This window comes from Amycolatopsis ruanii (assembly GCF_003385175.1).
Classification (GTDB): domain Bacteria; phylum Actinomycetota; class Actinomycetes; order Mycobacteriales; family Pseudonocardiaceae; genus Amycolatopsis_E; species Amycolatopsis_E thermalba.
In genome coordinates this window covers 138,199-165,003 of record NZ_PQHY01000003.1, presented here as the reverse complement: position 1 = coordinate 165,003, position 26,805 = coordinate 138,199, and the positions used below count along the sequence as shown (strand labels likewise).

Annotated in this window: 23 protein-coding genes; 16 read left to right on the top strand and 7 right to left on the bottom strand. The window is 72.6% G+C overall.

Going from position 1 to position 26,805, the window contains the following annotated elements; translation table 11 throughout:
* Positions 1–10 precede the first annotated feature (10 nt).
* The 4 genes from D0D28_RS02775 to D0D28_RS02760 form a co-directional block, all read right to left on the bottom strand.
* Complete coding sequence (locus tag D0D28_RS02775; RefSeq protein WP_116109593.1) at positions 11–1,822, bottom strand: glycerophosphodiester phosphodiesterase; 1,812 nt, start codon at positions 1,820–1,822, stop codon at positions 11–13.
* A gap of 63 nt (positions 1,823–1,885) precedes the next feature.
* A complete protein-coding gene (locus tag D0D28_RS02770; protein ID WP_094005184.1) occupies positions 1,886–2,908 on the bottom strand; it encodes a LacI family DNA-binding transcriptional regulator in 1,023 nt (340 codons plus the stop codon).
* A gap of 15 nt (positions 2,909–2,923) precedes the next feature.
* On the bottom strand, positions 2,924–3,235 hold the full coding sequence (locus D0D28_RS02765) for a hypothetical protein (protein WP_233157227.1): 312 nt from the start codon (positions 3,233–3,235) through the stop codon (positions 2,924–2,926).
* A 20-nt stretch (positions 3,236–3,255) separates the two neighbouring features.
* Positions 3,256–4,161 carry a DUF6772 family protein gene (locus D0D28_RS02760; protein WP_094005182.1) on the bottom strand — a complete coding sequence of 302 codons (906 nt, stop codon included), beginning with the start codon at positions 4,159–4,161 and terminating at the stop codon, positions 3,256–3,258.
* Between the two features lie 110 nt (positions 4,162–4,271).
* Here D0D28_RS02760 and D0D28_RS02755 point away from each other — a divergent pair, with 110 nt between their 5' ends.
* From D0D28_RS02755 to D0D28_RS02735, 5 genes are all read left to right on the top strand, one after another.
* A complete protein-coding gene (locus D0D28_RS02755; RefSeq protein ID WP_094005181.1) occupies positions 4,272–5,579 on the top strand; it encodes an MFS transporter in 1,308 nt (435 codons plus the stop codon).
* Positions 5,580–5,652: 73 nt separating this feature from the next.
* Positions 5,653–6,582, top strand: a complete 930-nt coding sequence (locus D0D28_RS02750) for a helix-turn-helix domain-containing protein (protein WP_116109592.1) — start codon at positions 5,653–5,655, stop codon at positions 6,580–6,582.
* 9 nt (positions 6,583–6,591) lie between these two features.
* Positions 6,592–7,335: an AAA family ATPase gene (locus D0D28_RS02745; RefSeq protein WP_116109591.1), complete on the top strand. Its 744-nt coding sequence runs from the start codon at positions 6,592–6,594 to the stop codon at positions 7,333–7,335.
* 126 nt (positions 7,336–7,461) lie between these two features.
* Positions 7,462–8,916 carry a phenylacetaldehyde dehydrogenase StyD gene (gene styD / locus D0D28_RS02740; protein ID WP_116109590.1) on the top strand — a complete coding sequence of 485 codons (1,455 nt, stop codon included), beginning with the start codon at positions 7,462–7,464 and terminating at the stop codon, positions 8,914–8,916.
* Positions 8,917–8,945: 29 nt separating this feature from the next.
* Positions 8,946–10,070, top strand: a complete 1,125-nt coding sequence (locus tag D0D28_RS02735) for an NDMA-dependent alcohol dehydrogenase (RefSeq protein WP_094005177.1) — start codon at positions 8,946–8,948, stop codon at positions 10,068–10,070.
* A 47-nt stretch (positions 10,071–10,117) separates the two neighbouring features.
* On the opposite strand, the gene D0D28_RS02730 is transcribed toward D0D28_RS02735, so the two are convergent.
* Positions 10,118–12,280 (bottom strand): glycoside hydrolase family 3 C-terminal domain-containing protein, encoded by a 2,163-nt coding sequence (locus tag D0D28_RS02730; protein ID WP_116109589.1) that lies wholly within the window; start codon positions 12,278–12,280, stop codon positions 10,118–10,120.
* A 52-nt stretch (positions 12,281–12,332) separates the two neighbouring features.
* On the opposite strand from D0D28_RS02730, the gene D0D28_RS02725 reads away from it, so the two are divergent.
* Entirely contained in the window at positions 12,333–12,941 is a 609-nt protein-coding gene (locus D0D28_RS02725; protein WP_116109588.1) for a TetR/AcrR family transcriptional regulator, read from the top strand.
* Between the two features lie 64 nt (positions 12,942–13,005).
* Here the strand turns inward: D0D28_RS02725 and D0D28_RS02720 are convergent, their stop codons facing one another.
* Complete coding sequence (locus D0D28_RS02720) at positions 13,006–14,340, bottom strand: MFS transporter (protein ID WP_094005174.1); 1,335 nt, start codon at positions 14,338–14,340, stop codon at positions 13,006–13,008.
* Between the two features lie 187 nt (positions 14,341–14,527).
* Between D0D28_RS02720 and D0D28_RS02715 the strand changes: the two genes are divergently transcribed.
* The 8 genes from D0D28_RS02715 to D0D28_RS02680 all read left to right on the top strand — a co-directional run bounded on the left by D0D28_RS02715 (position 14,528) and on the right by D0D28_RS02680 (position 22,039).
* Positions 14,528–15,340, top strand: coding sequence for a sugar phosphate isomerase/epimerase family protein (locus tag D0D28_RS02715; RefSeq protein ID WP_094005173.1), 813 nt, complete (start codon positions 14,528–14,530; stop codon positions 15,338–15,340).
* Positions 15,341–15,363: 23 nt separating this feature from the next.
* Complete coding sequence (locus D0D28_RS02710; RefSeq protein WP_094005172.1) at positions 15,364–16,137, top strand: SDR family NAD(P)-dependent oxidoreductase; 774 nt, start codon at positions 15,364–15,366, stop codon at positions 16,135–16,137.
* A 14-nt stretch (positions 16,138–16,151) separates the two neighbouring features.
* Positions 16,152–17,825: a dihydroxyacetone kinase family protein gene (locus tag D0D28_RS02705; RefSeq protein ID WP_116109587.1), complete on the top strand. Its 1,674-nt coding sequence runs from the start codon at positions 16,152–16,154 to the stop codon at positions 17,823–17,825.
* Positions 17,822–18,286, top strand: a complete 465-nt coding sequence (locus tag D0D28_RS02700) for a ribose-5-phosphate isomerase (protein WP_094005170.1) — start codon at positions 17,822–17,824, stop codon at positions 18,284–18,286. Before D0D28_RS02705 ends, D0D28_RS02700 begins: the two co-directional genes overlap by 4 nt.
* Positions 18,287–18,342: 56 nt before the next feature.
* Complete coding sequence (locus tag D0D28_RS02695; RefSeq protein WP_240323063.1) at positions 18,343–18,993, top strand: GntR family transcriptional regulator; 651 nt, start codon at positions 18,343–18,345, stop codon at positions 18,991–18,993.
* A 49-nt stretch (positions 18,994–19,042) separates the two neighbouring features.
* A complete protein-coding gene (locus tag D0D28_RS02690) occupies positions 19,043–19,903 on the top strand; it encodes a transketolase (RefSeq protein ID WP_116109586.1) in 861 nt (286 codons plus the stop codon).
* On the top strand, positions 19,900–20,886 hold the full coding sequence (locus D0D28_RS02685) for a transketolase family protein (RefSeq protein ID WP_094005167.1): 987 nt from the start codon (positions 19,900–19,902) through the stop codon (positions 20,884–20,886). Before D0D28_RS02690 ends, D0D28_RS02685 begins: the two co-directional genes overlap by 4 nt.
* A 343-nt stretch (positions 20,887–21,229) precedes the next feature.
* Positions 21,230–22,039, top strand: a complete 810-nt coding sequence (locus tag D0D28_RS02680; RefSeq protein ID WP_116109585.1) for a helix-turn-helix transcriptional regulator — start codon at positions 21,230–21,232, stop codon at positions 22,037–22,039.
* A gap of 42 nt (positions 22,040–22,081) precedes the next feature.
* Here the strand turns inward: D0D28_RS02680 and D0D28_RS02675 are convergent, their stop codons facing one another.
* Positions 22,082–23,404, bottom strand: a complete 1,323-nt coding sequence (locus tag D0D28_RS02675) for an MFS transporter (protein ID WP_094005165.1) — start codon at positions 23,402–23,404, stop codon at positions 22,082–22,084.
* Positions 23,405–23,544: 140 nt separating this feature from the next.
* Between D0D28_RS02675 and D0D28_RS02670 the strand changes: the two genes are divergently transcribed.
* Both D0D28_RS02670 and fgd read left to right on the top strand, forming a co-directional pair.
* Complete coding sequence (locus tag D0D28_RS02670; protein ID WP_116109584.1) at positions 23,545–25,239, top strand: AMP-binding protein; 1,695 nt, start codon at positions 23,545–23,547, stop codon at positions 25,237–25,239.
* Between the two features lie 57 nt (positions 25,240–25,296).
* A complete protein-coding gene (gene fgd / locus D0D28_RS02665) occupies positions 25,297–26,301 on the top strand; it encodes a glucose-6-phosphate dehydrogenase (coenzyme-F420) (protein ID WP_094005163.1) in 1,005 nt (334 codons plus the stop codon).
* The last annotated feature ends 504 nt before the right edge of the window (positions 26,302–26,805 follow it).

Here is a 26,805-nt window from a genome sequence, read left to right as displayed (position 1 = left end):
CCCACCGCGGTCAGCGGCCCGCGATCAGCGCGAGGTCCGCCAGCAGGATCCGCTCCAGCTCCGGCGCGAACCCGGCCCGGCGCACCGCGTCCGCGGCCTGGTCGAAGTGCCCGGCGTCCAGGTGCCGCAGGATCGTCGCCGTTTGCTCGGGGCGCGCCCCGGCCTCCGCGACCAGCACCCGCACCCCCGTCACGTCGACCACGACCTCGAACTTCGCCGACGCCGACGCCGTCCCACCCGGACCGGTCGCCGTCGCCACGAGTTCGTGCGTGCCCGCGGCCAGCGACCGCGGGTCCAGCGGCGCCGCCGGGTCGATCCGCGCGCCGTCCAGCGTCACCGAGACGGCCGAAGCGTCCCGCGCCGACACCGCGACCGGCGCCGGCACGTACCGCCGCAGCTGGCCCGGCACCGAGACCGTCACCGAGGGCGCGGCCTGGCCCGAGCGCCACCCGGCCAGCTCCCCGGCCCGGTCGGTGATGATGGCGTCCACCCCGGCGTCGGCCAGCTTCCGCCGGGTCGCCGCGTCGTTCACGGTGTAGGGCATGACGGCGATTCCCGCCGCGTTCAACCGGGACACCGCGTCCGGCCGGGTCAGGAGCGCCGCGGCGGACGGGTTGTAGGTCACCACGCCGAACGCCTTCGCCGTCGCCACCGGATCGGCGTCCACCGCACCCCGCAGCAGGCCCAGCGGGATCTCCGGCGCGATCGCGCGAGCGTCCCGCAGGACCTGCTCGTCGAAGCTCTGCACCAGCACCTGCCGCGTCATGCCGCGGCTGCGCACCTCGTCCAGGATCCGCGCGGTTTCCGCGCGGGTCTCCGGGCCCTTGATCTCCAGCAGCAGCGTCGATCCGCTGGTGCGGATCAGGTCCAGCACCTGCCCGAGCGTGGGCACCTTCTGCCCGGCGAACGCCGGTGAGAACCACGCCCCGGCGTCCAGCGCGGTCACCTGCGCGGCGGTGAGCGTCGAGATGTCGCCGGTGCCCTCGGTGGTCCGGTCGACGGTGTTGTCGTGCATGACCACCGGCACGCCGTCGCGCGTGGTCTGCGCGTCGATCTCCACGTACTCGGCGCCCGCGCGGACCCCGGCCTCGACCGCGGCGAGCGTGTTCTCCGGCGCCACCGCGGAGTAGCCGCGGTGGGCGACCGTGAGCGGCAGCGCGCCGTCCGGCTGGGTCACCGGCAGCGGGTCGAGCTGGGTGACCACGACGTCGTCCACGCTGATCTTCGCGCCGTCGGCGATGAACCCGAACACGCCCGACGCGCTGCGCCGCAGCTTCGTCGTGCTCAACACGGTCGTGCCGTCGAAGCTCCAGGTGGCGCGGCTGCCGTGCACCTCGATCGCGACGCGGATGTCGCGCCCGGTGCCGGCGTCGTGCGGCGCGGCGGCGGTGTCGGTGACGTTCCAGGTGCTGGCCTCGGTGCGCTGCGCGAACTCGATGCCGTTGGTGGCGGTGGAGGCCGACCGCATGATCGCCTGGCTCCACGGCACGGCCCCGTCCGGCGCGGTGTCGAGGACGAGGCCGGCCCAGCGGCTGGAGTTGGTGATCGCGTCGAACCGGATGGTGGCCTCGGCGCGGAAGTCCTCCAGGTGGGTGCCGAAGGTGATCCGGGACAGCGTGCCGGGCGCGGTGTTGGTCAGCTTCCCGCCGCTGACCTGCCAGGTGCCGGCGACCGGGGTCCACCCGGCGGGCAGCGCGGCGCCATCGAAGGACTCGCGGACGACGACGTCGCCGGGCTCGCCGCCGCCGAGTGTGGGGACCAGCGCGGCGGCGAGGCCGAGGGCCAGCGCGGCCGCCACCGGACGGTGGGGAGTGCGTCTCATGCGCCGGACGCTATGTCCGGATTGTGGCCGGATGGTTGATCTTTGCTGGCCGTCCGGCGACGATCAGCGCACGACCCGGGCCGAGCCGCGCTCGATGAGTTCCGCGCTCAACCGCACGGTTTCCCGGGGCCGGTCCGGGTCCGCGATCCGCCGCAGCAGCAGCTCCACCCCGGCCGTGCCGACGTCGTCGGCGGGCAGCCGGATCGTGGTCAGGCCCGGCTCCAGGTAGGCGGCGAACGGGTGGTCGCCGTAGCCGAGCACGCGCACGTCCTCGCCGACGGTCAGCCCGCACTCCCGGACCGCCTTGTAGACCCCGAGCGCGAAGTAGTCGTTGCCGGTGACCACCAGGTCCGGGTGGTGCTCGCGGGTGATCAGCCCGGCCGCGAGCCGGTGGGCGTCGTCCGGGCGCCACGGCAGCGCCGCGTCCCGCGTCCGGTGCCCGGGCACCTTCAGCACCAGCGAATCACCGCCGAGCGCCCGCCGGAACCCGGCGATGCGCGCGGCCACCGTGCTGATCTCCAGGTCCTCCTCGAACAGCCACGCCGGCCCCGGCCCGGCCACCCGGGACACCGCGTCCGCCACCGCCTGCTCGACGTCGATGCCCACGAAGTCGAACCCCAGCTCCGGGATGTCGCGGCTGAGCAGCACCACCGGCAGCCCGGCCGCGGACAGCTCCGCCCACACCCCGGGCCGGTGCTGGATCGGCACCGCCAGCACCCCGTCCACGCCGAAGCGCAGCAGCTGCTGCACCGCGCGTTCCTCGTTGTCCTCGTTCTCCTCGGTGACCAGCAGCAGCACCGAGTACCCGGCCACCCGGCACTGCCGCTCCACCGCGGAGATCAGCGCGGCGTAGAACGGGTTCGACGGGTTGGTGATCACCAGCGCGAGCACCATCGTGGTGCCCGAGACCAGCGACCGGGCGTGGCTGTTCGGCACGTACCCCAGCCGACGGGCCTCGGCCACGATCATCTCCCGGGTGGCCTCGCTGACCTGGTCCTTGCCCGACAGCGCGCGCGACACCGTGTTCGCGGACAGACCGACCCTGTCCGCGACGTCACGCAACGTGACCCGCCGAGCGCGCACCACCAGCCGACCTCCGGATCAACCCTTGCCAACAAGATAGATGCGCAGTTTCCCGGTCGCGCCGGGACCCACGGTGCAGCTCACCCGCAGCCACTGGCCGAACCCGCTCACCGGCCAGGTGATCAGGCCGGGGGAGTCGATGCGGTGCTCGGCCTCGTCCAGCGGGCACCAGTGCAGCCCGTCGGGGGAGATCTCGGTGCGGAAGACCAGCGGGCCGTCCGCCTCCAGCGCCTGCACGAAGAACCGGGCCTCGGCCGCCCACGGGAGTTCGTACGGTTCGGTCGCGAAGTCCTCGCGCACCACGGTGTTGCGTTCCAGCACAGCCGTCATCGTCGAGCGCATGTCGTGCCTCACCACTCCACCGAGATCAGGACCGAGTCCAGGAACAGGAAGTTGCGCACGCCGCAGTGCGTGCGGACCGAGAAGTAGAAGTTGAGCAGGTTGTCCAGCGTGCCGTAGCGGTCCGGGTACGGCGGCACCGGCACGTCGCGCATGTCCATCACGCGGTCGTTGAGCTGGAGCTCCACATTGGACCGCGTGCTGGTGTCGATGTCCCACCGCAGGTAGTGCCAGTTGATCTTGGTCGGCACCTCGTTGACGCACATCTCCAGCGGCTCGCCGAAGGTGCGCCAGTCGTCCGGGTCCGGCGCGGTGAAGTCGGCGGCGTAGGGCAGGGCGAACTTGCCCTCCTGGTGGTCGCGCGGCGTCGGCTCCGGCACCACCGGGTACATCCAGCGGTTCGTCATCTCGCCGTCCAGGTTGGTGTTCTGGTAGCGGATGACGTTGTGGTAGCGCAGGCCGCCGTCCGAGCAGATGTCGGTGGCGACGGTGAACGCGCCGAACTGCGACTCCGACGGGTGCCGGTTGCCGTCCCAGTGCACCGACGCGGGCGCCTCGTGCCCCACGGTGGCCTCGGCCTTGAACGCGAAGTGGGTCTCGATCCGCACGCGGCCGCGGCCGGCCATCGTCAGGCGGCGGATGCCGGTCGCGGTGTGGCCGGGGTAGGGGCGGGTCGCGAGCTTGAGCGCGTAGTTGCCGCTCAGCGTCCCGTGCGTGCCCACGTCGAAGAACGTGCACGAGGACAGCTGCGGCGGGCGGAAGTCGCGCATGTGGTCGTCCACGGTGTCCAGGTCGCCGCGCCCGTCGTAGTTGCCGAGCAGCTCGGTCCAGCCGTGCGTGGTGGAGTCGAACCGGTCGAAGCACAGCACCCGGGACAGCGGGTTGTACTTCGCCAGCGCCGTCTCATTAACGTTCATGGAAGTCAAAGCGGTTCCTTGTCTCTTGACCGCAGGGAAAGCGAACTCGTAGCCTGTCGCCACCATGAACGTTAATGTAGACGTTCGCGAGACGCAACGAAGGGTCGGCGATGAGACTCCGGATCAGCCGGGCCACGGTGGGCTCGACCGTGGGCACGGCACTCGAGTGGTACGACTTCTCCCTCTACGGCACGGCCGCCGCCCTCGTGCTGCCGCAGGTGTTCTTCCCCTCCGGTGATCCGGTCGTCGCGACCCTGTCGTCGCTGGCCACGTTCGCCGTCGGCTTCTTCGCCCGCCCGGTCGGCGGCGTGATCATCGGCATCCTCGGCGACCGCGTCGGGCGCCGCACGATGCTGTTCGTGACCCTGATGGTGATGGCCGTGGCGTCCACGCTGATCGGCCTGCTGCCCAGCTACGCCACCGCCGGCGTGTTCGCGCCGGTCGCGCTGGTGCTGCTGCGGGTGGTGCAGGGCCTGGGCGCCGGTGGCGAGTACGCGGGGGCGATGCTGCTGTCCGCCGAGCACGCCGAGACCAGGGCACGCGGCATCAACGCCAGCGCGCCGACGCTGGGCAACGCGGTCGGCTCGCTGGTGGCGACCGGCGTGTTCTTCCTGACCTCGGCGCTGATGTCCGATGCGGACTTCACCGGCTGGGGCTGGCGGATCCCGTTCCTGCTCAGCTGCCTGGTCGGCGTCGCGGGCGTGATCGTGCGGCTCAAGGTGCCGGACAGCCCCGAGTTCGAGCGCGCCAAGAAGGAGGGCCACAGCACGCGGGCGCCGCTGCGGGCGCTGTTCGCCACGTCCGGGCGGAAGATCCTGCCCGGCATGCTGATCTCCGTCGCGCCCAACGTGATCAGCTACCTGCCCTCGGTGTACGCGCTGAGCTACCTGTCGAAGGAGGTCGGCACCGCGGCGTGGGTGGGGCTGCTCGGCATCGTCATCGCCAACGCGCTCAAGGTGGTCACCGTGCCCACCGCGGGCTGGCTGTGCGACCGGTTCGGGCGGCGGCCGGTGATGATGACCGGCGCGACCGCGGCGGCGCTGCTGTTCTACCCGTTCTTCTTCCTGCTCGACACCGGCACGCCGGTGGTGATCTGGGCGGCGCTGGTGATGCTCTACACCCTGTGCAACGACCTGACGCTGGCCTCGCAGGCGACGATGATGTCCGAGCTGTTCCCGGTCGGCTACCGCTACACCGGCGTGACGTTCACGCGCGAGATCGCGGGCGCGCTCGTCGGCGGGTGCATCCCGTTCGTGGCGGCCGCGCTGACCTCGGCGTCCGGCGGGCAGACCTGGCCGATCGCGCTGGTGTGCGGGCTGTTGTGCCTGCTGTCGGTGCTGGGCGCGCGGTTCATCGCCGAGCCGGAGCACCTGCGCCGCCGCGACGCCTCGCCGGTGCCGACTGCGGCGGGAGGGTGACGCCCGGCACGCCGGCACGTACCATGACGCCAACCCGACCGGACGTTCGGTAATTCGAGGCGAGGAGGCCGAGGTGGGCGCGTTCCCGATGACGCTGGACGCCGGCACCACGACGAGCCTGGAGTCCTGGCGCGACCTGCTGGCCCGCGCGTTCGTGCCGCTGGACGTCGTTTCGATCGGGAACCGGTTCCACGGGCGGGTGGCCGCCCGCCCGATGGCCGACCTGCAGGTGTCCGTCGTCAGCTCGACGCGCCAGGTCACCCGCCGGACCCGGAGCCTGATCCGGCGCGGGGCCGGCGACCTCTACAAGGTGGGGCTGCAGCTGCGCGGGCACGGCGTCGTCCAGCAGGACGGCCGCACCGCGCGGCTGGCGCTCGGCGATCTGACGGTGTACGACACGAACCGGCCCTACGACCTGGTCTTCGACGACGACTTCGAGATGCTGGTGCTGGTCGTGCCGCGGCGCCGGCTGAAGCCGCGGGCGCCCCGGGTGGACGATCTGACCGCCGTGACGATCCCCGGCTCGGGTGGCAGTGGCGCGCTGACGTCGGCGTTGCTGCGGGGGCTGGATCCGCGGGTGGCCCAGCCCGGGCCGGAGGCGGCTTTCCTGTCCGATGCCGCGGTGGACATGCTGGCCGCGTGTTTCGCCGCGCAGGGCGAGCCGCCGGCGGACACGGTGGTGACGGCCGCGCAGCGCTACATCGAGGAGCACCTGTCCGACCCGGGGCTGTGCCCGGCCGAGGTGGCCGCCGCGGTGCACGTGTCGCTGCGCCAGCTGCAGAAGCTGTTCGAACGCCGCGGCGCGACGATCACCGGCTGGATCCGGGACCGCCGGCTGGAGCGGTGCTGGCACGACCTGGCCGACCCGGCCCTGGCGACCCGCCCGGTGGCGGCGATCGCGGCGTCGTGGGGCCTGGTCGACGCGGCGCAGTTCAGCCGCACCTTCCGCGCCCGGTACGGCCGCACGCCGCGGGAGCACCGGGCGCAGCTGGTGGCGGGGTAGCGGACGCCGGTGTTCGTGCAGCGGGTCCGGCTGGCCCCGGACGCGGACGGCGGGCGCTACCCGTTCACCCTGCCCGCGGTGGCGCACCTGTCCCGCTCCGGCGGCCTGCCGCTGGCACCCGGGGTGACCTTCCTGGTCGGCGAGAACGGCAGCGGCAAGTCCACCCTGGTCGAGGCGCTGGCGGTGGCCGCGGGCTTCAACCCCGAGGGCGGCAGCCGGAGCTTCCGGTTCGCGACCCGCGCGAGCGAGTCCACCCTGGGCGACCACCTGGTCCTGACCTGGGGCGCCGTCAAGCCGCGCACCGGGTTCTTCCTGCGCGCCGAGTCGTACTACAACGTGGCCTCCGAGATCGAGCGCCTCGACCGCGACCCGGGATCGCCGCCCCTGCTGCCCGCCTACGGGGGCGTTTCGCCGCACGAACGCTCGCACGGGGAGTCGTTCCTGGACCTGGTGACGCACCGGTTCGGTCCGCACGGCCTGTACCTGCTGGACGAGCCGGAGGCGGCGCTGTCGGTGCGCGGGTGCCTGGCGGTGCTGGCGCGGCTGGCGGAACTCGCCGAGCAGGGCAGCCAGATCGTGGCGGCCACGCATTCCCCGATCCTGCTCGCGCTGCCCGGTGCCACGATCTACGAGATCGGCGACAGCGGGGAGATCGAGCAGGTCGATTACGAGGACGCCCTGCCGGTGCGCCTGACGCGGGATTTCCTCGCCGCGCCGCAGCGGTACCTGCGGTATCTCCTCGCCGGGGAGTGAGCCGGTGCGCGCAGGCACAAGAGCCGTGCGCGCAGACGCAAGACCGGCCGGTGTGACGTGCCGCATCCTCGGGGCAGGCGACCCGTCCGGGTCGTGATCGACGCCGATCGCCGAGGAGCACCGCCCGTGACCACCACCGAGACCTTCCCCAGCCAGCTCTTCCTAGCCGGCCAGTGGCGCGACGGCACCGGGGGCACGTTCGCCGACCTCAACCCGGCGACCGAGGAGAAGCTGGCCGACGTCGCCGCCGCGTCGCCGCAGGACGTGGATGCCGCCGTCGCCGCCGCCCGCGCCCAGCTGTCGGGGGAGTGGGCCGCCCTGCCCGGCTCGCAGCGCGGCCGGATCCTCAACCGCGTCGCCGACCTGATCGACCGCGACGCCGAGCTGCTGGCCCGCCTCGATGCCCTCGACATCGGCAAGCCCCTCGGCCAGCCGGCCGTGCTCGACATGCCCAACGCCGCCCGCACGTTCCGCCACTTCGCCGGCTGGGCCGACAAGATCACCGGCCAGGTCATCCCCACCGACGGCTACCTGGGCCGCCCCACCCACTCCTACACCCGCCGCGAACCCGTCGGCGTGATCGCCGCGATCATCCCGTGGAACACCCCGCTGATGATCACCGCGTGGAAGCTCGCGCCCGCGCTGGCCGCCGGCAACACCGTCGTGGTCAAGCCGCCGGAGGACGCGCCGCTGTCGATCCTGCACCTGGCCAAGCTGCTGAAGGAGGCCGGCCTGCCCGACGGCGTGGTCAGCGTCCTGCCCGGCCTGGGCGAGGTCACCGGCCAGGCGCTCGTCGACCACCCGGACGTCGACAAGATCAGCTTCACCGGCAGCCCCGAGGTCGGCCGGCACGTCGGCGTCGCCGCGGCCCGGTCGTTCAAGCGCATCACCCTGGAGCTGGGCGGCAAGTCACCGCAGATCATCCTCGCCGACGCCGACCTCGAAGCGGCCATCGGCGGCACCGCGATGGGCCTGTTCTTCAACCAGGGCCAGGTCTGCGCGGCCGGCACCCGCGTGCTCGTGCACCGCTCGCTGTACTCCGACGTGGTCGACGCCCTCGCCGGCGCCGCCAACCAGCAGGTCCTCGGCGACCCGCTCGACCCGGCCACCACGATGGGCGCGCTGGTCAACAAGAAGCAGCAGGAGCGCGTCCTCGGCTACATCGAGAAGGGCCGCGCCGAGGGCGCCCGGCTCGTCGCCGGCGGCGGCCGCCCCGAGCGGCCCGGCTTCTTCGTCCAGCCGACCATCTTCGCCGACGTGCACAACGACATGACGATCGCGCGCGAGGAGATCTTCGGCCCGGTCGGCTCGGTGATCCCGTTCGACGACCCGGAAGAGGCCGTCCGCATCGCCAACACCACCACCTACGGCCTCGCCGCCACCATCTGGACGCGTGACGTCAGCGCCGCGCACACCCTGGCCGGGCAGGTCCGCGCCGGTGCGGTCGGCGTGAACGGCTGGGCGCCGATCGACGCGGCCCTGCCGTGGGGCGGCATGAAGTCCAGTGGCGTCGGCCGCGAGCTGGGCTGGAGCGGAATCCTCGCCAACACCGAGGAAAAGGTCGTCACCGTAGTCCTTTGAGGACACTTCGGCTCGAGGAGGAGCGAAGCATGCCCATCACCACCAAGGTGTCCCTGGTCCGCCAGGCCCCCGGCACCTACGAGACCGCCACCGTGGAGCTGGACGACCCGCGCCAGGGCGAGGTCACCGTCAAGCTCGCCGCGTCCGGCCTGTGCCACTCCGACGACCACGTCGCCACCGGTGACGTGCCGGTCGCCGTCTACCCGTACGTCGGCGGGCACGAGGGCGCCGGTGTCGTCACCGCGGTCGGGCCGAACACGCCCGGCTACGAGGTCGGCGACCACGTCGTGTTCTCGTTCCTGCCCGCGTGCGGCAAGTGCGAGTTCTGTGCGCAGGGGCTGTCCAACCTGTGCGACCTGGGCGCGTCGCTGCTGACCGGGGCGCGCGCGGACGACCCGGCGAGCTTCCGGATGACCGAGAACGGCAACCCGGTCGGGCAGCAGTGCGGCATCTCGACGTTCGCCGAGTACACCACCGCGTCGGTCGACTCGGTGGTCAAGATCGGCAAGGACATCCCGCTCAAGGCCGCCGCGCTGGTCGGCTGCGGCGTGCCGACCGGGTGGGGTTCGGCGGTGAACTCGGCGAACATCAAGCCCGGCGCGACGGTGATCGTGATGGGCATCGGCGGGATCGGCGCGAACGCCCTGCAGGGCGCGGCGCACGCCGGCGCGAAGACGATCATCGCCGTGGACCCGGTGCAGTTCAAGCGCGACAAGGCGAAGGTGTTCGGCGCGACGCACGCGTTCGCCACGATCGAGGAGGCGGCCGACTTCGCTCGGTCGCTGACCAACGGGCAGGGCGCGGACGCCACCATCGTCACCATCGGTGTCGTGCAGGGTGATCACGTGGGCCAGGCGCTGGCGTCGATCCGCAAGGCCGGGACGGTCGTGCTGACCGGGCTGGGCAACATCACCGAGGCCGGGGCGCCGATCGCGCTGGGCGACCTGACGCTCATGCAGAAGCGGCTGCAGGGCTCGCTGTTCGGCGAGTCCAACCCGCGCCGCGACATCCCCAACCTGCTGCGCATGTACCAGGCGGGCCAGCTCAAGCTCGACGAGCTGATCACGACGGAGTACCGCCTCGACGAGGTGGCGCAGGCGTACGAGGACATGCACGCCGGCCGCAACATCCGCGGCCTGGTGGTCTTCGACTGAGACGGCGGACGGCCCGGCGCCCGACGGGGGCGCCGGGCCGTCCGTGTTCACCCGTTGACTTCGGCGATCAGTTTCGCCAGCGCTTCCGCGGTCAGCGGGCTGCCCGGGAAGGCGGACATCCGGCTCAGGGGCAGGCTGCCCACCAGCGAGATCGTCGCGGGGTCGGCCACCAGCCGTCCGATCGGGCCGCTGCCCGCGGCCGCGGCGAAGGCCTGTCCCAGCAGTTCGGCGCCGCGTGGGTCGGCGAACCATTCGGCCACTGTGGACTCCCCGGTCAGCGGTACCCGCACGTCGTCGCCGGTCACCTCGGCCATCGCCGTCGTGTGCAGGTCGCGTGAGGACGAACCGACCGCGCAGTGGTACTCGCCGCCCTCGACGATCCACCGGTGCAGGCGCGTGTCCCAGTAGGCCAGGTCCTCGCGGGCGATGTGCAGCACCACCTCGGCCGTCTCACCCGCCGCGATCGGCACGCTGGCGAACGCTTTCAGCTCCCGCGGTGCGCGGCGCACGCGCGAGCCCGGCACGCTCACGTACACCTGCACCACTTCACGCCCGTCCCGGTCGCCGGTGTTGGTCACCGGCACCCGCACCTCGATGCCCGCGTCCGTCGCGGTCGCGCGCGCCTCGCCGTACTCGAACGTGGTGTACGACAGCCCGAAACCGAACGGGTAGGCCACCTCCAGCTCGCGGGCGTCGAAGCCGCGGTAGCCGACGTGGATCCCCTCGCCGTAACGCACGTGCCCGTTCTCGCCGGGGAAGTCCAGGAAGGACGGATGGTCGGCGAGCCGGACCGGGATGGTCTCGGCGAGCCGTCCGGACGGATTGACGCGTCCGAAGAGGACGTCCGCGATCGCGCTGCCGCCGGCCTGGCCGAGCAGCCAGCCCTCCACGATCGCCGGCACCGCGGCCTCCCACGGGCGGGTCAGCACCACGGTGCCGTTGGACAGCACCACGACCGTGCGGGGATTCACCGCCGCGACGCGCTCGATCAGTTCGCGGTGCGTCGCGGGCAGGTCCAGGCTTTCCCGGTCGGCGCCCTCGGTTTCGTGCTCGCTGCCCACGAAGACCAGCGCGACATCGCTGTCCGCGGCGAGCGCGACCGCCTCGTCCACGTCGTCGTAGCCGGGGGCGAAGCGCACCGGCGCCGATCCGGCGAGCGCGGTGAGGGCGCCGTCGAGCCGCGTCGGCGTGATCTGCGAGCTGCCACCGCCCTGGTAGCGCGGGGTGCGGGCGAACTCGCCGAGCACCGCGAGCGACTGGCCCGCCCGCAGCGGCAGCACCCCGCCCTCGTTCTTGAGCAGCACGATCGCGCGTCCGGCGATCTCGCGGGCGAGCGCGTGGTGGGCGTCGGCGTCGTACCCGGCCGGCTCCCGCTCGCCGGCGCGCTCGACCAGCGCGCGCACCCGGTCCGCGGCCGTCCGCAGGGCCGCGGGGTCGAGCCGCCCGTCCGCGACGGCCTCGGCCAGGGCGCGGTCGCCGGTGTCGTCGGGGCCGGGCATGGTCAGGTCCAGCCCCGCGGCGACGGCGGCCACCCGGTCCGCGACCGCGCCCCAGTCCGACACCACGACACCCTCGAACCCCCACTCGTCGCGCAGGACCTCGGTCAGCAGCCAGCGGTTCTGGCTCGCGTGGACGCCGTTGATCCGGTTGTACGAGCACATCACGGTCCACGGCCGCGCCTGCGTCACCACCCGCTGGAACGCGCGCAGGTACATCTCGCGCAGCGTGCGCTCGTCGACGTCGGCGCTGATCCGCATGCGGTCGGTTTCCTGGCTGTTGACCGCGAAGTGCTTCAGCGACGCGCCCACGCCGCGGCTCTGCAGACCGCGCACCCACTCGGTGGCGAGCACGCCGGTCAGCAGCGGGTCCTCGGCGAAGTACTCGAAGTTGCGGCCGCCCAGCGGGGTGCGCTTGAGGTTGATGCCCGGGCCGAGCAGCACGGCGACGTCCATCGCGCGGCACTCGTCGCCGAGCGCCTCGCCCATGCGGCGCAGCAGATCCGGGTCCCAGGTGGAGGCCGTCGCGACGGCGGGCGGGAAGCAGGTGGCCGGGCGCCCGGTGACCACGTCGTGCTCGCTCGCCTGCAGGCGCACGCCGTGCGGGCCGTCGGTGACGGTGATCGACGGCAGGCCGGCGGCGGGGGTGGTGTGCCAGAAGTCGTTGCCGCTGGTGAGGGCCGCCTGGTCGGCGACGGTGGGATCAGGCTCCACGTGGCGTCCTTACCTAGTACCTAGTAGGTACTCGGTAACCTAGGATGCCGGCATGGCGGCAGTCAACACACGGCGGGAGCGGACGCGCCTGCCCGCGGCGCAGCGGCGCCGGCAGATCCTCGACGTGGCGACGCGGCTGATCGGGGAGGGCGGGTTCTGGGCGCTGTCGATGCAGGACGTGGCCGACGCGTGCGGGCTGACCGTGCCCGGGCTGCTGCACCACGTCGGGTCGAAGGACGGGCTGCTGCTGGCCGTGCTGGACCACCGGGACGCCGAGGACTTCCGGTCGCTGGCCGGGCAGCTGGGCCTGTCCGAGGGGGCCGGGGGCTGGCCGCGGGGGATCTCGCTGGCCGAGGCGTGCGAGGCGCTGGTCCGGCGCAACGCCACGCAGCCGGAGATCGTGCGGCTGTTCTCGGTGCTGCAGGCCGAGTCGCTGGCGCCCGGCCACCCCGCGGCGGCCTACTTCGCCGCCCGGCAGGAGCGGGTGCTGGCCGAGTTCACGGCGATGGTGACCGGCCGCGTGCCCGATCCGGAGTCGCTGGCGCGCCAGGTGATGGCGGTGATGGACGGGCTGCAGATCCAGTGGCTGCGCGATCCGGCCGGCATGGACCTGGTGGCGGAGTGGCGAGCCGCGGCGGCGCGGTTGTTCGCGGGGCCGTGAGGGCGGTGAGGGCCATGCCGGTTGTGAGCGGTGGGCCGCCGGGGGTGGCGGCCCACCGAACCGGTCAGCCCACCGCCACGGGCGTCTCCGCCGTCGCGCGGGCTGCGGCTTCGCGCTCGGCGCGGCCCCACGTCTCGCGCGTCAGCAGCGCCGACACCAGGCCCAGCGCGGAGTAGGCGAGGAACAGCAGCGCCGGCCCGAGCCAGCCCAGCCACAGGAACAGCAGCGTCGTCACGAACGGCGTGACCCCGGAGATCATCGCCGAGATCTGGTACGCCAGCGACGCCCCCGAAGAGCGCGTCTTCGCCTGGAACAGCTCCGGGAACCACGCGCCCTGGGCCCCGGCGAGCGCGTTCTGGCACACCGCGTACGACACGACCACCGTGACCACGATCGCGATGATCGACGCCGTGTTGACCAGCAGGAACATCGGGATCGCCCACAGCGCGCCGAACAGCGTGACCCACAGGTAGACCGGGCGTCGCCCGATGCGGTCGGTCAGCCCGCCCCACGCGACCGTCGCGCCGATGCCCACCGCCGAGGCGATGCACAACGCCATGATCGTCTCGCCGCTGGAGGCCAGCTCCGCCGACTTCAGGTACGAGATCATGTACGTGATGGCCACCGCGTAACCGGCCGTCTCGGCGATCCGCAGCCCGATGCCGCGCAGCACGTTGCGCCAGTCCTCCCGCAGCACCTGCACGATCGGCGCCTTCACGATGTCGCCGCTGTCGCGCACGTCCTCGAACACCGGCGACTCCGGCACCTTGGCCCGCACGATCAGGCCGACGATCACCAGGATCAGGCTGGCCAGGAACGGCACCCGCCACGCCCAGTCGCCGGAGAGGTTCACCGACACCAGGAACACCAGGTTCGCCAGCAGCAGCCCGATCGGGAACCCGGCCTGCACGATGCCGGTGAACGCGCCCTTGCGGCGCCACGGCGCGTGCTCGTAGGTCATCAGGATCGCGCCGCCCCACTCGGCGCCGTAGGCCACCCCCTGGATGATCCGCACGGTCACCAGCAGCGCCGGGGCGAGCACGCCGGCCGTCTCGTACGTCGGCAGCAGGCCGATCGCGAACGTGGCCAGTCCCATCACGATCAGGGACGCCACCAGCACCGGCTTCCGGCCGATCTTGTCGCCGAGGTGCCCGCCGATGATGCCGCCGATCGGCCGCGCGACGAACCCGACACCGAGCGTGGCGAACGCCGACAGCGTGCCGATCACGGGCGAGGCGTTGGGGAAGAACGCCGGTCCGAAGTAGAGGGCCGCGGCGGTGCCGAAGCCGATGAAGTCGTAGCTCTCGATCACGGCCCCGGCGGTGGAGCCCCAGGCGACGCGGCGCGCATCGGGCGTGCCGTGCACCGGGCCGCGCATGGTGAGCGCTTCGCTGCGCATTGTCGATTGCCTTCCTGTCAGGGGCCACCACGACCCTACGTCGTCGTGCCCGCCTGTTAACAATGCAGGACATCGTGCGTTGCTGAGGCAGGTATGTCAACAGTGCGCTTCGGCATCTACCTGCATGTCACCGGCGAATTCTGCGGAAACCTTGCCTGTTGACACTTCTCTGTTAACATTCCCGCTCATGAAACGAACCGGATGGCCGGGCTGCTCGACGATCAGCTTCCGGCACCTGCCACTGCCGTCGGCGCTGGCGGTCATCGCGGAGTGCGGGTTCGGCGAGATCGACCTCGGCGCGCTGCCGGGGGTCTGCGACCACGTGCCCTACGACCTGACCGACGACGCGGTGCGCGCCGTCGCCGCCGAGGTGGCGGCCTCCGGGCTGCGGGTCCGGTCGGTCAACGGCGACATCGGTGACCTGAACCGGCCGCACGACGAGGCCGAGCGGGCGGCCCACCTGCGCCGCCTGCTCGACCTCACCGCGGCCTGCGGGGCGGACGCGCTCGTGCTGCCCTGCGGCGCCCAGTCCCACGACCCGGTCGCGACCCTGGACGAGGACCTCGACCTGATCGCCGCCCAGCTGCACGGGGCGGCCGAAGCCGCGGCCGGGCACGGCGTCGCCATCTGGGTGGAGGCCCCGCACTTCCACCGCCTGTGCTGGAACACCGGCCTGGCCGGGCTGCTGGCGGACCGGCTCGACCCGGCCGTGGGCCTGGTGCTCGACACCAGCCACATCGTGGCCTCCGGCGGTGACCCCGCCGCCTACGCCGAGCGGTTCGCCGGGCGCATCGCCCACGTGCACCTGCGCGACGCCACCCCGGGCCACATCAACCACAGCATCGGCAACGGGGTGGTCGACTTCGCGGCCACCTTCGCCGCGCTGCGCGCCACGGGCTACCAGGGCGCCAGCTCCCTGGAACTGGAGACCCGGGACGTCACCGACGACGAACGGCCGGCGGCCGCGGTCAAGGCCGCGGCCTACATCGCCGGCCTGTGAACCCCACGCGAGGAGAAACCGACATGCCTGACACGCAGCGCACCGCCGTGATCACCGGGGCCGGCGCGCCCCGCGGGATCGGCAAGGCCACCGCCGCCCGCCTCGCCCGCGACGGCTGGGCCGTGGCCGTGCTGGACCTGGACGAGCCGGCCGCCAAGACGGTCGCCGACGAAATCGCCGCCGAGACCGGCGCGCCGGTGTTCGCCCACCGGGTCGACGTGGCCGACGAGCCGTCCGTGCTCGCCGCCTACCAGGCCGTGCGCGCCGAGGTCGGCGCCGGACGGTTGCCCGCGGTCGGCGCGGTGGTCAACATCGCCGGCATCACCTCGCCGGTGCCGTTCCTGGAGACCACGCTCGAGCTGTGGAACAAGGTGATGGCGGTCAACGCGACCGGCACCTACCTGGTCACCAAGGCGTTCCTGCCGGACCTGATCGAGGCCGGCTGGGGCCGGATCGTGAACATGTCCTCGGTGTCGGCCCAGCAGGGCGGCGGCGTGTTCGGCCGCACCCCGTACAGCTCGGCGAAGGCCGCGATCCTCGGCTTCACCAAGGCGCTGGCCCGCGAGCTGGGTGACGCCGGGGTCACCGTCAACGCGGTCGCCCCGGGCGCGGTGGACACCGACATCCGCGTCGGCACCACCGACGAGCTGGAGGCCGCCATCGTCAAGGGCATCCCGCTCGGCCGTCAGGCCACTGTGGACGATGTCGCCGCGGTGATCGCGTGGCTCACCAGCGAGGACGCCGGTTACCTGCAGGGCACGACCATCGACATCAACGGCGGCTCGTTCCTCCACTGAGGACGGAGAACGCGATGACCTACCTGAGCAACGATCCGGCGAGCTTCGCCGAAGACGCCCTGGCCGGGTTCTGCGAGCTGCACGCCGGCACCGTGCGGCGCGTGCCCGGCGGGGCGGTGCGCCGCGCCCGTCCGGCGCGGCCCAAGGTGGCCGTGCTGCCCGGCGGCGGGTCCGGCCACTACCCGGCCTTCTACGGCATCATCGGGCCCGGCCTGGCCGACGGCGCGGTGAGCGGCAACCTGTTCACCTCGCCGTCGTCCCAGGACGCGATCTCGGTGGCGCGGGCGGCGCACTCCGGCGCCGGTGTCGTCTTCGCCTACGGCAACTACGCCGGGGACGTGATGAACTTCGGCCTGGCCACCGAACGCCTGCGGGCCGAGGGCATCCGGGCGGAGAACGTCGTCGTCACCGACGACATCGCCAGCGCGCAGCGGCCGGGTGAACGCCGCGGCATCGCCGGGGACTTCACCGTCTTCAAGGTGATGGGCGCGGCCGCCGAGGAGGGCCTGGACCTCGGCGAGGTGGTCCGCGTGGGCCGCAAGGCCAACGACGCGACCCGCACGATCGGCACCGCGTTCGCCGGCTGCACGTTCCCCGGCGTGGACGCCCCGCTGTTCACCGTGCCGGACGGGCACATGGGCCTCGGGCTGGGCATCCACGGCGAACCCGGCCTGCGCGACGTGCCGCGGCAGTCCGCGCGGGAGCTGGCCGGGGACTTCGTGCGGCGGATCCTCGCCGAGAAACCGGCCGGGGCGGGGGAGCGGATCGCGGTCCTGCTCAACGGACTCGGCTCGGTCAAGCACGAGGAGCTGTTCGTGCTGTGGACCGACGTGAGCCGGCTGCTGCGCGACTCCGGCCACACGCTGGTGCAGCCCGAGGTCGGCGAGCTCGTCACCAGCCTCGACATGGCCGGGGTGTCGCTGACCGTGACCTGGCTGGACGACGAGCTGGAGCGGCTGTGGACCGCGCCCGCGTGGACACCCGCCTTCCGCCGCGGCGCCATCACCGTGGACACCGGTGAGGAGGCCGTCGCGGAGGTGACCGACGACGCCCCGCGCTTCGCCGAGGCCTCCGCCGAGTCCCGGGAACTGGCCGCGTCCGTGCTCGACGGGCTGCGCGCGGTCCGGAAAGCCCTGCACGAAGCCGAATCCGAGCTGGGCGCCATCGACGCGGTGGCCGGCGACGGTGACCACGGCCGCGGCATGGTCCGCGGCATCGACGCCGCCGTCACCGCCGCGGAGGCCGCCTGGCACGCGGGCGCCGGGGCCGGTGACGTGCTCGCCGCTGCCGGGGACGAGTGGGCCGCCCGCGCGGGAGGCACCTCCGGGGTCCTGTGGGGCGCCGGGCTGCGCGCGGCGGGCGAGGAAATCGGCGGCGGCGCGATCGACGCCCGCGCCGCCGTGACCGCGTTCGCCGAGCGCGTGATGTCCCTCGGCGGCGCCGAACCCGGCGACAAGACCCTGGTCGACGCGCTGGTGCCGTTCCGGGACCGGCTCGAATCCGGCACCTGGGCCCAGGCCGCGGCGGCGGCCGAGGAAGCCGCGCGCGCCACCGCGGACCTGGTGCCGCGCAAGGGACGGGCCCGCCCGCTCGCCGAACGCAGCGTCGGCACCCCCGATCCGGGAGCCGTGTCGCTGGCCCTGATCGCGCGGACAGTTTCGGACTACCTGGCAGGAGGGACGCGGTGAACTACCGCATCGTGGTCGGCTGCGACGACGCCGGCCTGGACTACAAGGAACAGCTCGCCGCGGACCTGCGGGCCGATCCGCGGGTGGCCGAGGTGATCGACCTCGGCGTGCACCGCGGCGCCGACGACGTGCACCGGCCCTACCCGGAGATCGGGCTCGCCGCGGGCGAGGCCATCCGTGACGGCGAGGCCGACCGGGCCGTGCTGGTGTGCGGCACCGGCATCGGCATGGCGCTGTCGGCCAACAAGGTGCCCGGCGTGCGGGCCACCACCGCGCACGACTCGTTCTCCGTCGAACGCTCGATCCTGTCCAACAACTGCCAGGTGCTCACGCTCGGGCAGCGGGTGATCGGGCTGGAGCTGGCGCGGCGCCTCGTGGCAGAGTGGCTGGGATACACCTTCGACGAGCGGTCCGCCAGCGCGGCGAAGGTATCGTTGATCAGCGAGTACGAACGGTGTTGACGACCAGCCCGGGGAGGGCGCGCGTGGTGAAGGAGCCGAACCGCAACCTGCGGCAGATGGCTGTCGACACGCTGCGCCAGGCCATCACGACCGGCGAGTTCCCGCCCGGCAGCCACCTCGGCGAGGTGCAGGTCTCCGAGCAGCTCGGCATCAGCCGCGGCACCCTGCGCGAGGCGTTCCGCCAGCTTCAGCAGGAGGGGCTCGTCGAGTACGGCGAGCGCGGCCGCGTCACCGTCCGCTCGATCAGCGAGAAGGACATCATCAACACCTTCACCGTCCGGGCCGCGCTGGAGGCGCTGGCCGGCGAGACGCTGGCGTCGAGCTACTACCGCGAGGAGCACTGCCGCCGCCTGCGGGCCGCGGTCGACCGGATGGCGCGCGCCACCCGGGTGTCGCTGGAGGCCCAGATCGAGGCCGACCTCGCCTTCCACGAACTGCTGGTCGAGCTCACCGACAACGACGCGCTGGTGCGCTCGTGGAAGCTGCTCGAAGGACCCATCCGCATGTGCATCATGTACCGCGGCCTGGAACGCGCCCTGTCCAACATGAGCCCGGGCCGTCACCTGGAGATCGTCACGGCGATCGAGTCCGGCGACCCGGTCAAGACGCAGAGCGTGATCTCCGAGCACATGGTCGCCACCGCGCAGGCCCTGCTGTTCGGCACCGTGCGCACCCGCCCGCGCATCGAGATCACCGGCGAGAACTGACTCCTCTTCCCGGGCGGTCGTCCCGCCCGCATCACGGAAGCGATCACTCATGACTGCATCGATCGCGCCGTCGGCCACCCGTGCCGAGCGCGTCGCCGCGGCGGCCCACCGCATGCGGCACCACATCCTGAACATGGGCCAGGCCCAGGGGCAGGGCTACGTCGGGCAGGCGCTCGGCGCCGCCGACCTGCTCGCCACCGTCTACACCGATCAGCTGCGGCTGCGGCCGGAGGATCCGGAGTGGCCGGAGCGGGACCGGTTCCTGCTGTCCACCGGGCACTACGCGATCGGACTGTACGCGGCGCTGGCCGAAGCCGGGGTGGTGCCGGTCGAGGAGCTGGAGACCTACGGCTCGGACGACTCGCGCCTGCCCATGTCCGGCATGGCGACCTACACGCCGGGCATGGAGATCTCCGGTGGCTCGCTCGGCCACGGGCTCACCGTCGCCGTCGGCATGGCGCTCGGCCTGCGGTTGCAGGGGTCCGCCGCGCGGGTGTTCAACTTCCTCTCCGACGGCGAGCTGGACGAGGGCTCCACGTGGGAGGCCGCGATGGGCGCCGCGCACCACCGGCTCGGCCTGCTCACCGCGATGGTCGACATCAACGCGCTGCAGGCCGACGGCCCGACCGCCGGGGTGCTGCGCACCGAGCCGGTCGTGGACAAGTGGGCGGCCGCGGGCTGGTTCGTCCGCCGCGTGGACGGCAACGACATCCCCGCCCTGCTCGCCGCCTTCGACGAGATCGCCGAGCGGGCGCGGCCGGACGGGCAGCCGTCGGTGCTGCTGTGCGACACCCGCATCGGCCGGGGCGTGCCGCTGCTGGAGACCCGGGAGAAGGCGCACTTCATGCGCATCGACGAGCACGAGTGGGACATCTGCCGCGGGCAGCTGGACGAAGGAGCGCGGGCGTGACCACCACCAAGCGGCTGACCACGTCGGCGATGATCGCCTCGTTCGCCGACCCCGGCCAGAAGACGACCAGCGCGCCGTTCGGGCACGCACTGGCCGCGCTCGCCGAGCGGGACAGCCGGGTCGTCGGGCTGACCGCCGACCTCGGCAAGTACACCGACATGCACGTCTTCGCCCAGGCCCACCCGGACCGGTTCTTCCAGGTGGGCATGGCCGAGCAGCTGCTGCTCGGCGCCGCCGCCGGGATGGCCGAGGTCGGGCTGGTGCCGTTCGCGTCGACCTACTCGGTGTTCGCGGCGCGGCGGGCCTACGACTTCCTGTGCCTGGACATCGCCGAGCCGAACCTCAACGTCAACGTCGTCGGCGGATTGCCCGGCCTGACCACCGGCTACGGGCCGAGCCACCAGGCCACCGAGGACATCGCGATCTTCCGCGGCATGCCGAACCTGACGATCGTGGACCCGTGCGACTCGGTCGACATCGAGCAGGCCGTGCCGCAGCTGGCCGCGTGCGAAGGCCCGACGTACCTGCGGCTGCTGCGCGGCAAGGTGCCGACGGTGCTGGACGAGTACGACTACCGGTTCGAGCTCGGCAAGGCCGCCGTGCTGCGCGGCGGGAACGACGTCGTGTTCGTCTCCAGTGGACTGATGACGATGCGGGCCCTGCAGGCGGCGGAGAAGCTGGCCGCGCACCGGGTCGACGTGGCGGTCGTGCACGCGCCGACCATCAAGCCGTTCGACTCGGAGACCGTGCTGCGGGAGATCGCCGGGGACCGGCTGGTGGTGACGCTGGAGAACCACACCGTGGTGGGCGGCCTGTTCGAGACGGTCGCCTCGGCGGCGGTGCGGGCCGGGGTGGCCGGCCGGATCGTGCCGGTCGCGCTCCCGGACGAGTTCCTGGCCGCCGGCGCGCTACCGACGCTGCACGACCGGTACGGGCTGGCCACGGACCGCGTGGTGAAGCGGGTGCTGTCCGAGCTGGGCTGAGTCCGCCCCGGTGCGTCGGGTGAGCGGGGCGCGGCCGGTGGGTCGGTTCCGGGGTGGGGTCGGCTCGTCTGGTGGGCTCGGGCGGCGGTCGGGTGTGGGTGTCCACCGTGGCCGGTTCCGGGTCGGGCCCTCCGGCCGGGCTGGGCTGAGTCTGCGCCCCGGTGCGGTGGGGTGGTCGGGGTGCGGCCAGCGGCGTCAGCCCCCGCCGGCCCGGGACATCCCTTGAACGCCGTGCGCTACCCCCGGACGGGGGTAGCGGCCACGCCGGGGAGTCGACTTGCCCTGGTCGCGCGGGTACCGTGGGGCGACCGACGATGGTGTGGTGCGAGGAGGACGGACGCCGATGTCTGACGCCCGCTCGGTGCTGCATGAGGAGTTGGCGGGAGCCGCCCGCGCGGCCGGGTTGCCCGTGGTGTTCGGCGGCGAGGTGGCCGACCAGCAGCTGCGGTTGTCCGGCTTCGTCGGGACCCGCACGACCGCGCTGCACAACCTGGACGTCCTGCCGGGCGCCGGACTGGGCGGCCGCGTGCTGATGCAGGGCCACCCGATCTCCGTGAGCGACTACGGCAGCGCCCGCACCATCACCCACGACTACGACCGCCCGGTGCTCGCCGAGGGGCTGGCGTCGATCATCGCCGTGCCCGTGCGCAGCGGTGGCCGCTGCCGCGGCGTGCTGTACGGGGCGGTGCGGCGGCCGGTGACGTTCGGCGACCGCGTCCGGGACGCCCTCATGGAGTCCGGCAGGCGGCTGGCCCGCGAGCTGAGCGAACGCGACGAGCTGACCGCCCGCCTGGACTCGCTGTCCCCGGGAGCCACCCGCGAGGAGCTGCGCTCGGTGCACTCCGAGCTGCGGGCCATCGCCGGGGCCCTGCCCGACCCGGAAGCACGCCGCCGGATCTACGCGGCCGCGCAACGGCTCGTCGACCTCGGCGAGGGCAGGCCCGCCCCGGGACCGAAGGTGCGGTTGTCCACCCGGGAGACCGACGTGCTCGCCCAGGTCGCCCTGGGCTTCACCAACGGCGAGGTCGCCGAGCGGCTGTCGCTGTCGCGGGAGACGGTGAAGGCCTACCTGGGTTCGGTCATGCGCAAGCTGGACGCCCACACCCGGCACGAGGCCGTCGTCAAGGCGCGCCGGCTGATGCTGCTGCCGTGAGCGAGCCGGTGGCGCCACGCGGCGCCACCGGCTTCCTCAGGCCTAGACCGCGGTCGGTTCGCCGGCCTGCTCGGCGGTCATCACGGTGCCGCGGGTCTCCTTGAGCGCCAGCGTGGACACCAGCGAGATCAGCCCGGTCACCGCGAGCATCACGCCGACGGCGATGCTGCCGAAGCTCGCGGTCAGGTTGGGCGCCACCAGCGGCGGGATCGCGCCGCCCAGCACACCCGCCAGGTTGTAGCCCAGCCCCGCGCCGGTGTAGCGGAAGCGGGTCTGGAACAGCTCCGGCAGGAACGAGCCGGCCGGCCCGTACGCCACCGCGAAGATCATCAACGTGCCCACCACGCCGATGCCGAACGCGACCGGGCTGCCGGTGTCCAGCAACGGGAACAGCACCAGCGACCACGCCACGCCCAGCGCCGAGGAGTACACGATGACCCGCCGCCTGCCGAGCCGGTCCGACAGCACCCCGGCCACCACGATGACGATCCCGAACACGACCGCCGCCGCGATGCCGATGCCCAGCACCACCGGACGGGTCAGCCCGGTCTTCGTGCCGTAACTGGTCAGGTACGTCGTGCCCATGTAGAAGAACGCGAACAGCATCGTCAGCGAACCGGCGGACAGCAGGATCTCCCGCGGCTGCTTGCGGATCGCCTCCAGGAACGGCAGCCGCTTCGGCCGGTCCAGGTCGGCGGTGCCACCGGCGGCGACGAAGGCCGGCGTCTCGGCGATGCTCATCCGCACGTAGAAACCGACGGCCACCAGCAGGATGCTGACCAGGAACGGCACCCGCCACCCGTAGTCCAGGAACGCGGCGTCCGCGTCGCCCATCACCAGGTTGGTCACCAGGAACGTGCCGCTGGACAGCGCGAACGCGATCGCCGGGCCGAGCTGCGGGAACACCGCGTACAGGCCCCGTTTGGCCGGCGGCGCGTACTCCGCCGTCAGCAGGGTCGCCCCGGCCCATTCGCCGCCGACCGCGAGCCCCTGCGCGAACCGCAGCACGACCAGGATGATCGGCGCGGCCACCCCGATCGTCGCCGCGCCGGGCAGCAGTCCGATGAGGACCGTGGCGATGCCCATCAGCAGCAGCGTGGAGATCAGCGTGCGCTTGCGGCCGATCCGGTCGCCGTAGTGTCCGAAGAGGATCGCGCCGACCGGCCGGGCGATGAACGCGACGGCGAACGTGGCGAACGAGGCCACGGTCCCGGCCGTGGCGCCCAGCGCGGGGAAGAACACCTTCGGGAACACCAGCGCGGCGGCGGTGCCGTAGATGAAGAAGTCGTAGTACTCGATGGTCGTCCCGACGCAACTGGCCACGGCCACCTTGCGCATCGGGACCGCCGGGGTCTGGCTCGACACGGGTTCTCCTCGTCGTTGAGGTCTGATGGGCAGGAATGGTCCGGTATGGACAAACCGGGCGCTACCCCCATCCGTGGGTATCGCCCCGGCGGGGGCCGGCGGCATGATGTCGGGCAGCCCGAGCGAAAGGACACCAAGCGGTGAACGCGACCGATGCCTACCGTGCGAGCAGGGACCAGTTGGTGGCGCTGCGTACCGACCACGCCCGCGCCGTGGCCGAGTTCCGCTGGCCCGAGCTGGGGGAGCGGTTCAACTGGGCGGTGGACTGGTTCGACGCGATCGCCCGGGACAACGACCGCCCCGCGCTGGTGATCGCCGAGGAGGACGGGTCCACCACGGAACGGTCCTTCGCGGAGATGTCGCGGGCCTCCGACCGGCTGGCCGCCTGGCTGCGGGAGCGGGGCGTGCGCCGCGGCGATCCGGTGCTGCTGATGCTCGGCAACCAGGTCGAGCTGTGGGAGTCGATGCTGGCGATCATGAAGCTGGGCGCGGTGATCCTGCCGACCACCAGCGCCGTCGGCCCCGCCGACCTGACCGACCGGATCGCCCGCAGCGGCGCGAAGTTCGTCATCGCCAACGCCGCCGACACCGGCAAGTTCGCCGACGTGCCCGGCGACTACACCCGGATCAGCGTGGGCGAGGCGGACGGCTGGGCCGATCTGCGCGCCGCCGCGGACCTGCCGCACACCCCGGCCGGGCACCCCGGGACCGCGCCGACCGACCCGCTGCTGCTGTACTTCACCTCGGGCACCACGTCCCGGCCGAAGCTGGTGGAGCACACCCAGGTGTCCTACCCGGTCGGTCATCTGTCCACGATGTACTTCCTCGGGCTGCGGCCGGGCGACGTGCACCTCAACATCTCCTCGCCCGGCTGGGCCAAGCACGCCTGGTCGTGCTTCTTCGCGCCGTGGATCGCCGAGGCGACGATCTTCGTCTACAACTACCGCCGCTTCGACGCGGTCGCGTTGCTGGAGCAGCTGCGGACGCGGCGGGTCAGCTCGTTCTGCGCGCCGCCGACGGTGTGGCGGATGCTGATCAACGCCGACCTCGGCGAGCGACCGGCCGCGCTGCGCGAGGTCATCGGGGCGGGTGAACCGCTCAACCCGGAGGTGATCGGGCAGGTCCAGCGCGCCTGGGGCCTGACGATCCGGGACGGGTTCGGGCAGACCGAGACCACCGCGCAGGTCGGCAACACGCCGGGGTCGGCGGTCAAGGCCGGGTCGATGGGCCGCGCGCTGCCCGGCGTGCCGGTCGTGCTGGTCGACCCGGCGAGCGGGCGGCCGCTGGACGGTCCCGGCGAGGGCGAGATCTGCCTGGACCTGTCACGCGAGCCGGTGAACCTGATGACCGGCTACCGGGGCGACCCCGAGCGCAACGCCGAGGCCATGGCCGGTGGCTTCTACCACACCGGTGACGTGGCCACGATCGACGACGAGGGCTACATCACCTACATCGGGCGCACCGACGACGTGTTCAAGGCCAGCGACTACAAGATCAGCCCGTTCGAGCTGGAGTCGGTCCTGATCGAGCACCCGGCCGTGGCCGAGGCCGCGGTGGTGCCCGCGCTGGACCCGGTGCGGCTGGCCGTGCCGAAGGCCTACATCGCGCTCGCGCCCGGCCACGAGCCGACGAAGGAGACGGCGCTGTCGATCCTGCGGCACGCCCGGGAGAACCTGGCGCCCTGGCAGCGGGTGCGGCGGATCGAGTTCTTCGAGCTGCCGAAGACGATCTCGGGCAAGATCCGGCGCGTCGAGCTGCGGTCCCGGGAGGACGAGCTGGGCACCGGCAGCCCCGCCGAGTGGCGCGACGACCAGTTCCCGGACCTGCGGGCCTGAGGCCCGCCTCCCTCGCGCAGTAGGTTGGAGGTGAGCAACCAGTGAGGGAGGACGAACGTGGGTCTGAAAGTCGGCTACAAGGCCTCGGCGGAGCAGTTCGGTCCGCGGGATCTGGTCGAGTACGCCGTGCGGGCCGAGGAGCTGGGCCTGGACTCGGTGATGGTGTCCGACCACTTCCTGCCGTGGCGGCACGAGGGCGGGCACGCGCCGTTCGCGTTGTCGTGGATGTCGGCGGTGGCGGAGCGGACCAGCCGGGTGCAGATCGGGACGAGCGTGCTGACCCCGACGTTCCGGTACAACCCGGCGGTGATCGCGCAGGCGTTCGCGACGATGTCGTTGCTGTCCGGCGGCCGGGTCGTCCTCGGCGTGGGCACGGGCGAGGCGCTGAACGAGATCGCCGTGTCGGGCCGGGAGTGGCCGGAGTTCAAGGAGCGGTTCGCGCGGCTGCGTGAGGCGATCAAGCTGATGCGCGAGCTGTGGACGAGCGACAACGTGGCGTTCGAGGGCGAGTACTACACGCTGGTCGACGCCAAGATCTACGACCGGCCGGAGCAGCCGGTGCCGGTGTACGTGGCCGCGGGTGGCCCGGTGGTGGCGAAGTACGCGGGCCGCGCCGGGGACGGGTTCATCTGCACGTCGGGCAAGGGCATGGAGCTCTACACCGACAAGCTGATGCCCGCGGTGGCCGAGGGCGCCGCGGCGGCGGAGCGGGACGTCGCGGGCATCGACAAGATGATCGAGATCAAGATGTCCTACGACCGGGATCCGGAGAAGGCGCTGGAGAACACCCGGTTCTGGGCGCCGCTGTCGCTGACCCCGGAGCAGAAGCACTCGGTGTCCTCGGCGGAGGAGATGGAGCGGCTGGCCGACGAGCTGCCGATCGAGCAGGTCGCCAAGCGGTGGATCGTGGCGTCGGACCCGGACGAGGCGGTCGCGCAGATCAAGCCGTACCTGGACGCGGGCCTGAACCACCTCGTGTTCCACGGCCCGGGCCACGACCAGGAGCGGTTCCTGAGCCAGTTCGCGGAGGACGTGCTGCCGCGGCTGCGCGCCCTGGGCTGAGGCGTTCGCCGCTCACGGGCTACGTGTCCGTGAGCGGCGCCGCACTCGGGCGACCGGCCGGTCCTGCCGGGGCGGTTCTTGCCGCGGTTCGCCGCTGAGGCCGCGTGCTCTTGGGCTGGAGGCACCCGCCGCTCGCGGGCTGCCTGCTCGTGAGCGGCGCCGCGCACCCGGGACGCCCGCCTGGGCCATCCGCTGGTTGCCCGCCACCCCGTCGCCCGCGGGCCCCGTGTCCGTGAGCGGCGTCATGGTGCGGGCCCTCCTCCGGCGAGAGTAATTTCGGGAATTAGCGAAATGTCGAAGGACGGTGCGGGTGCTCCCTGAGTGCAAGGCCCTGGCGAACGAGACGCGGCTGCGCATCCTGGAGTGGCTCAAGGACCCGGCGGCGCACTTCCCGGCGGCCGGGGAACCGGCCGGGCCGGGGGTGTGCGTCGGGCTGATCCAGCAGAAGGCCGGGACCTCGGCGTCGACCGTCTCGGTGCACCTGGCCATCCTGCAGCGCGCCGG

What these genes read in the sequence shown, in the direction of transcription:
- D0D28_RS02705 (WP_116109587.1), top strand. Translation starts at nt 16,152, where the DNA reads ATGACCTACCTGAGCAACGATCCGGCGAGCTTCGCCGAAGACGCCCTG.
- D0D28_RS02680 (WP_116109585.1), top strand. Translation starts at nt 21,230, where the DNA reads ATGTCTGACGCCCGCTCGGTGCTGCATGAGGAGTTGGCGGGAGCCGCC.
- D0D28_RS02755 (WP_094005181.1), top strand. Translation starts at nt 4,272, where the DNA reads ATGAGACTCCGGATCAGCCGGGCCACGGTGGGCTCGACCGTGGGCACG.
- D0D28_RS02725 (WP_116109588.1), top strand. Translation starts at nt 12,333, where the DNA reads ATGGCGGCAGTCAACACACGGCGGGAGCGGACGCGCCTGCCCGCGGCG.
- D0D28_RS02715 (WP_094005173.1), top strand. Translation starts at nt 14,528, where the DNA reads ATGAAACGAACCGGATGGCCGGGCTGCTCGACGATCAGCTTCCGGCAC.
- D0D28_RS02735 (WP_094005177.1), top strand. Translation starts at nt 8,946, where the DNA reads ATGCCCATCACCACCAAGGTGTCCCTGGTCCGCCAGGCCCCCGGCACC.
- D0D28_RS02695 (WP_240323063.1), top strand. Translation starts at nt 18,343, where the DNA reads ATGGCTGTCGACACGCTGCGCCAGGCCATCACGACCGGCGAGTTCCCG.
- D0D28_RS02690 (WP_116109586.1), top strand. Translation starts at nt 19,043, where the DNA reads ATGACTGCATCGATCGCGCCGTCGGCCACCCGTGCCGAGCGCGTCGCC.
- D0D28_RS02775 (WP_116109593.1), bottom strand. Translation starts at nt 1,822, where the DNA reads ATGAGACGCACTCCCCACCGTCCGGTGGCGGCCGCGCTGGCCCTCGGC.
- D0D28_RS02765 (WP_233157227.1), bottom strand. Translation starts at nt 3,235, where the DNA reads ATGACGGCTGTGCTGGAACGCAACACCGTGGTGCGCGAGGACTTCGCG.
- D0D28_RS02720 (WP_094005174.1), bottom strand. Translation starts at nt 14,340, where the DNA reads ATGCGCAGCGAAGCGCTCACCATGCGCGGCCCGGTGCACGGCACGCCC.
- D0D28_RS02710 (WP_094005172.1), top strand. Translation starts at nt 15,364, where the DNA reads ATGCCTGACACGCAGCGCACCGCCGTGATCACCGGGGCCGGCGCGCCC.
- D0D28_RS02760 (WP_094005182.1), bottom strand. Translation starts at nt 4,161, where the DNA reads ATGAACGTTAATGAGACGGCGCTGGCGAAGTACAACCCGCTGTCCCGG.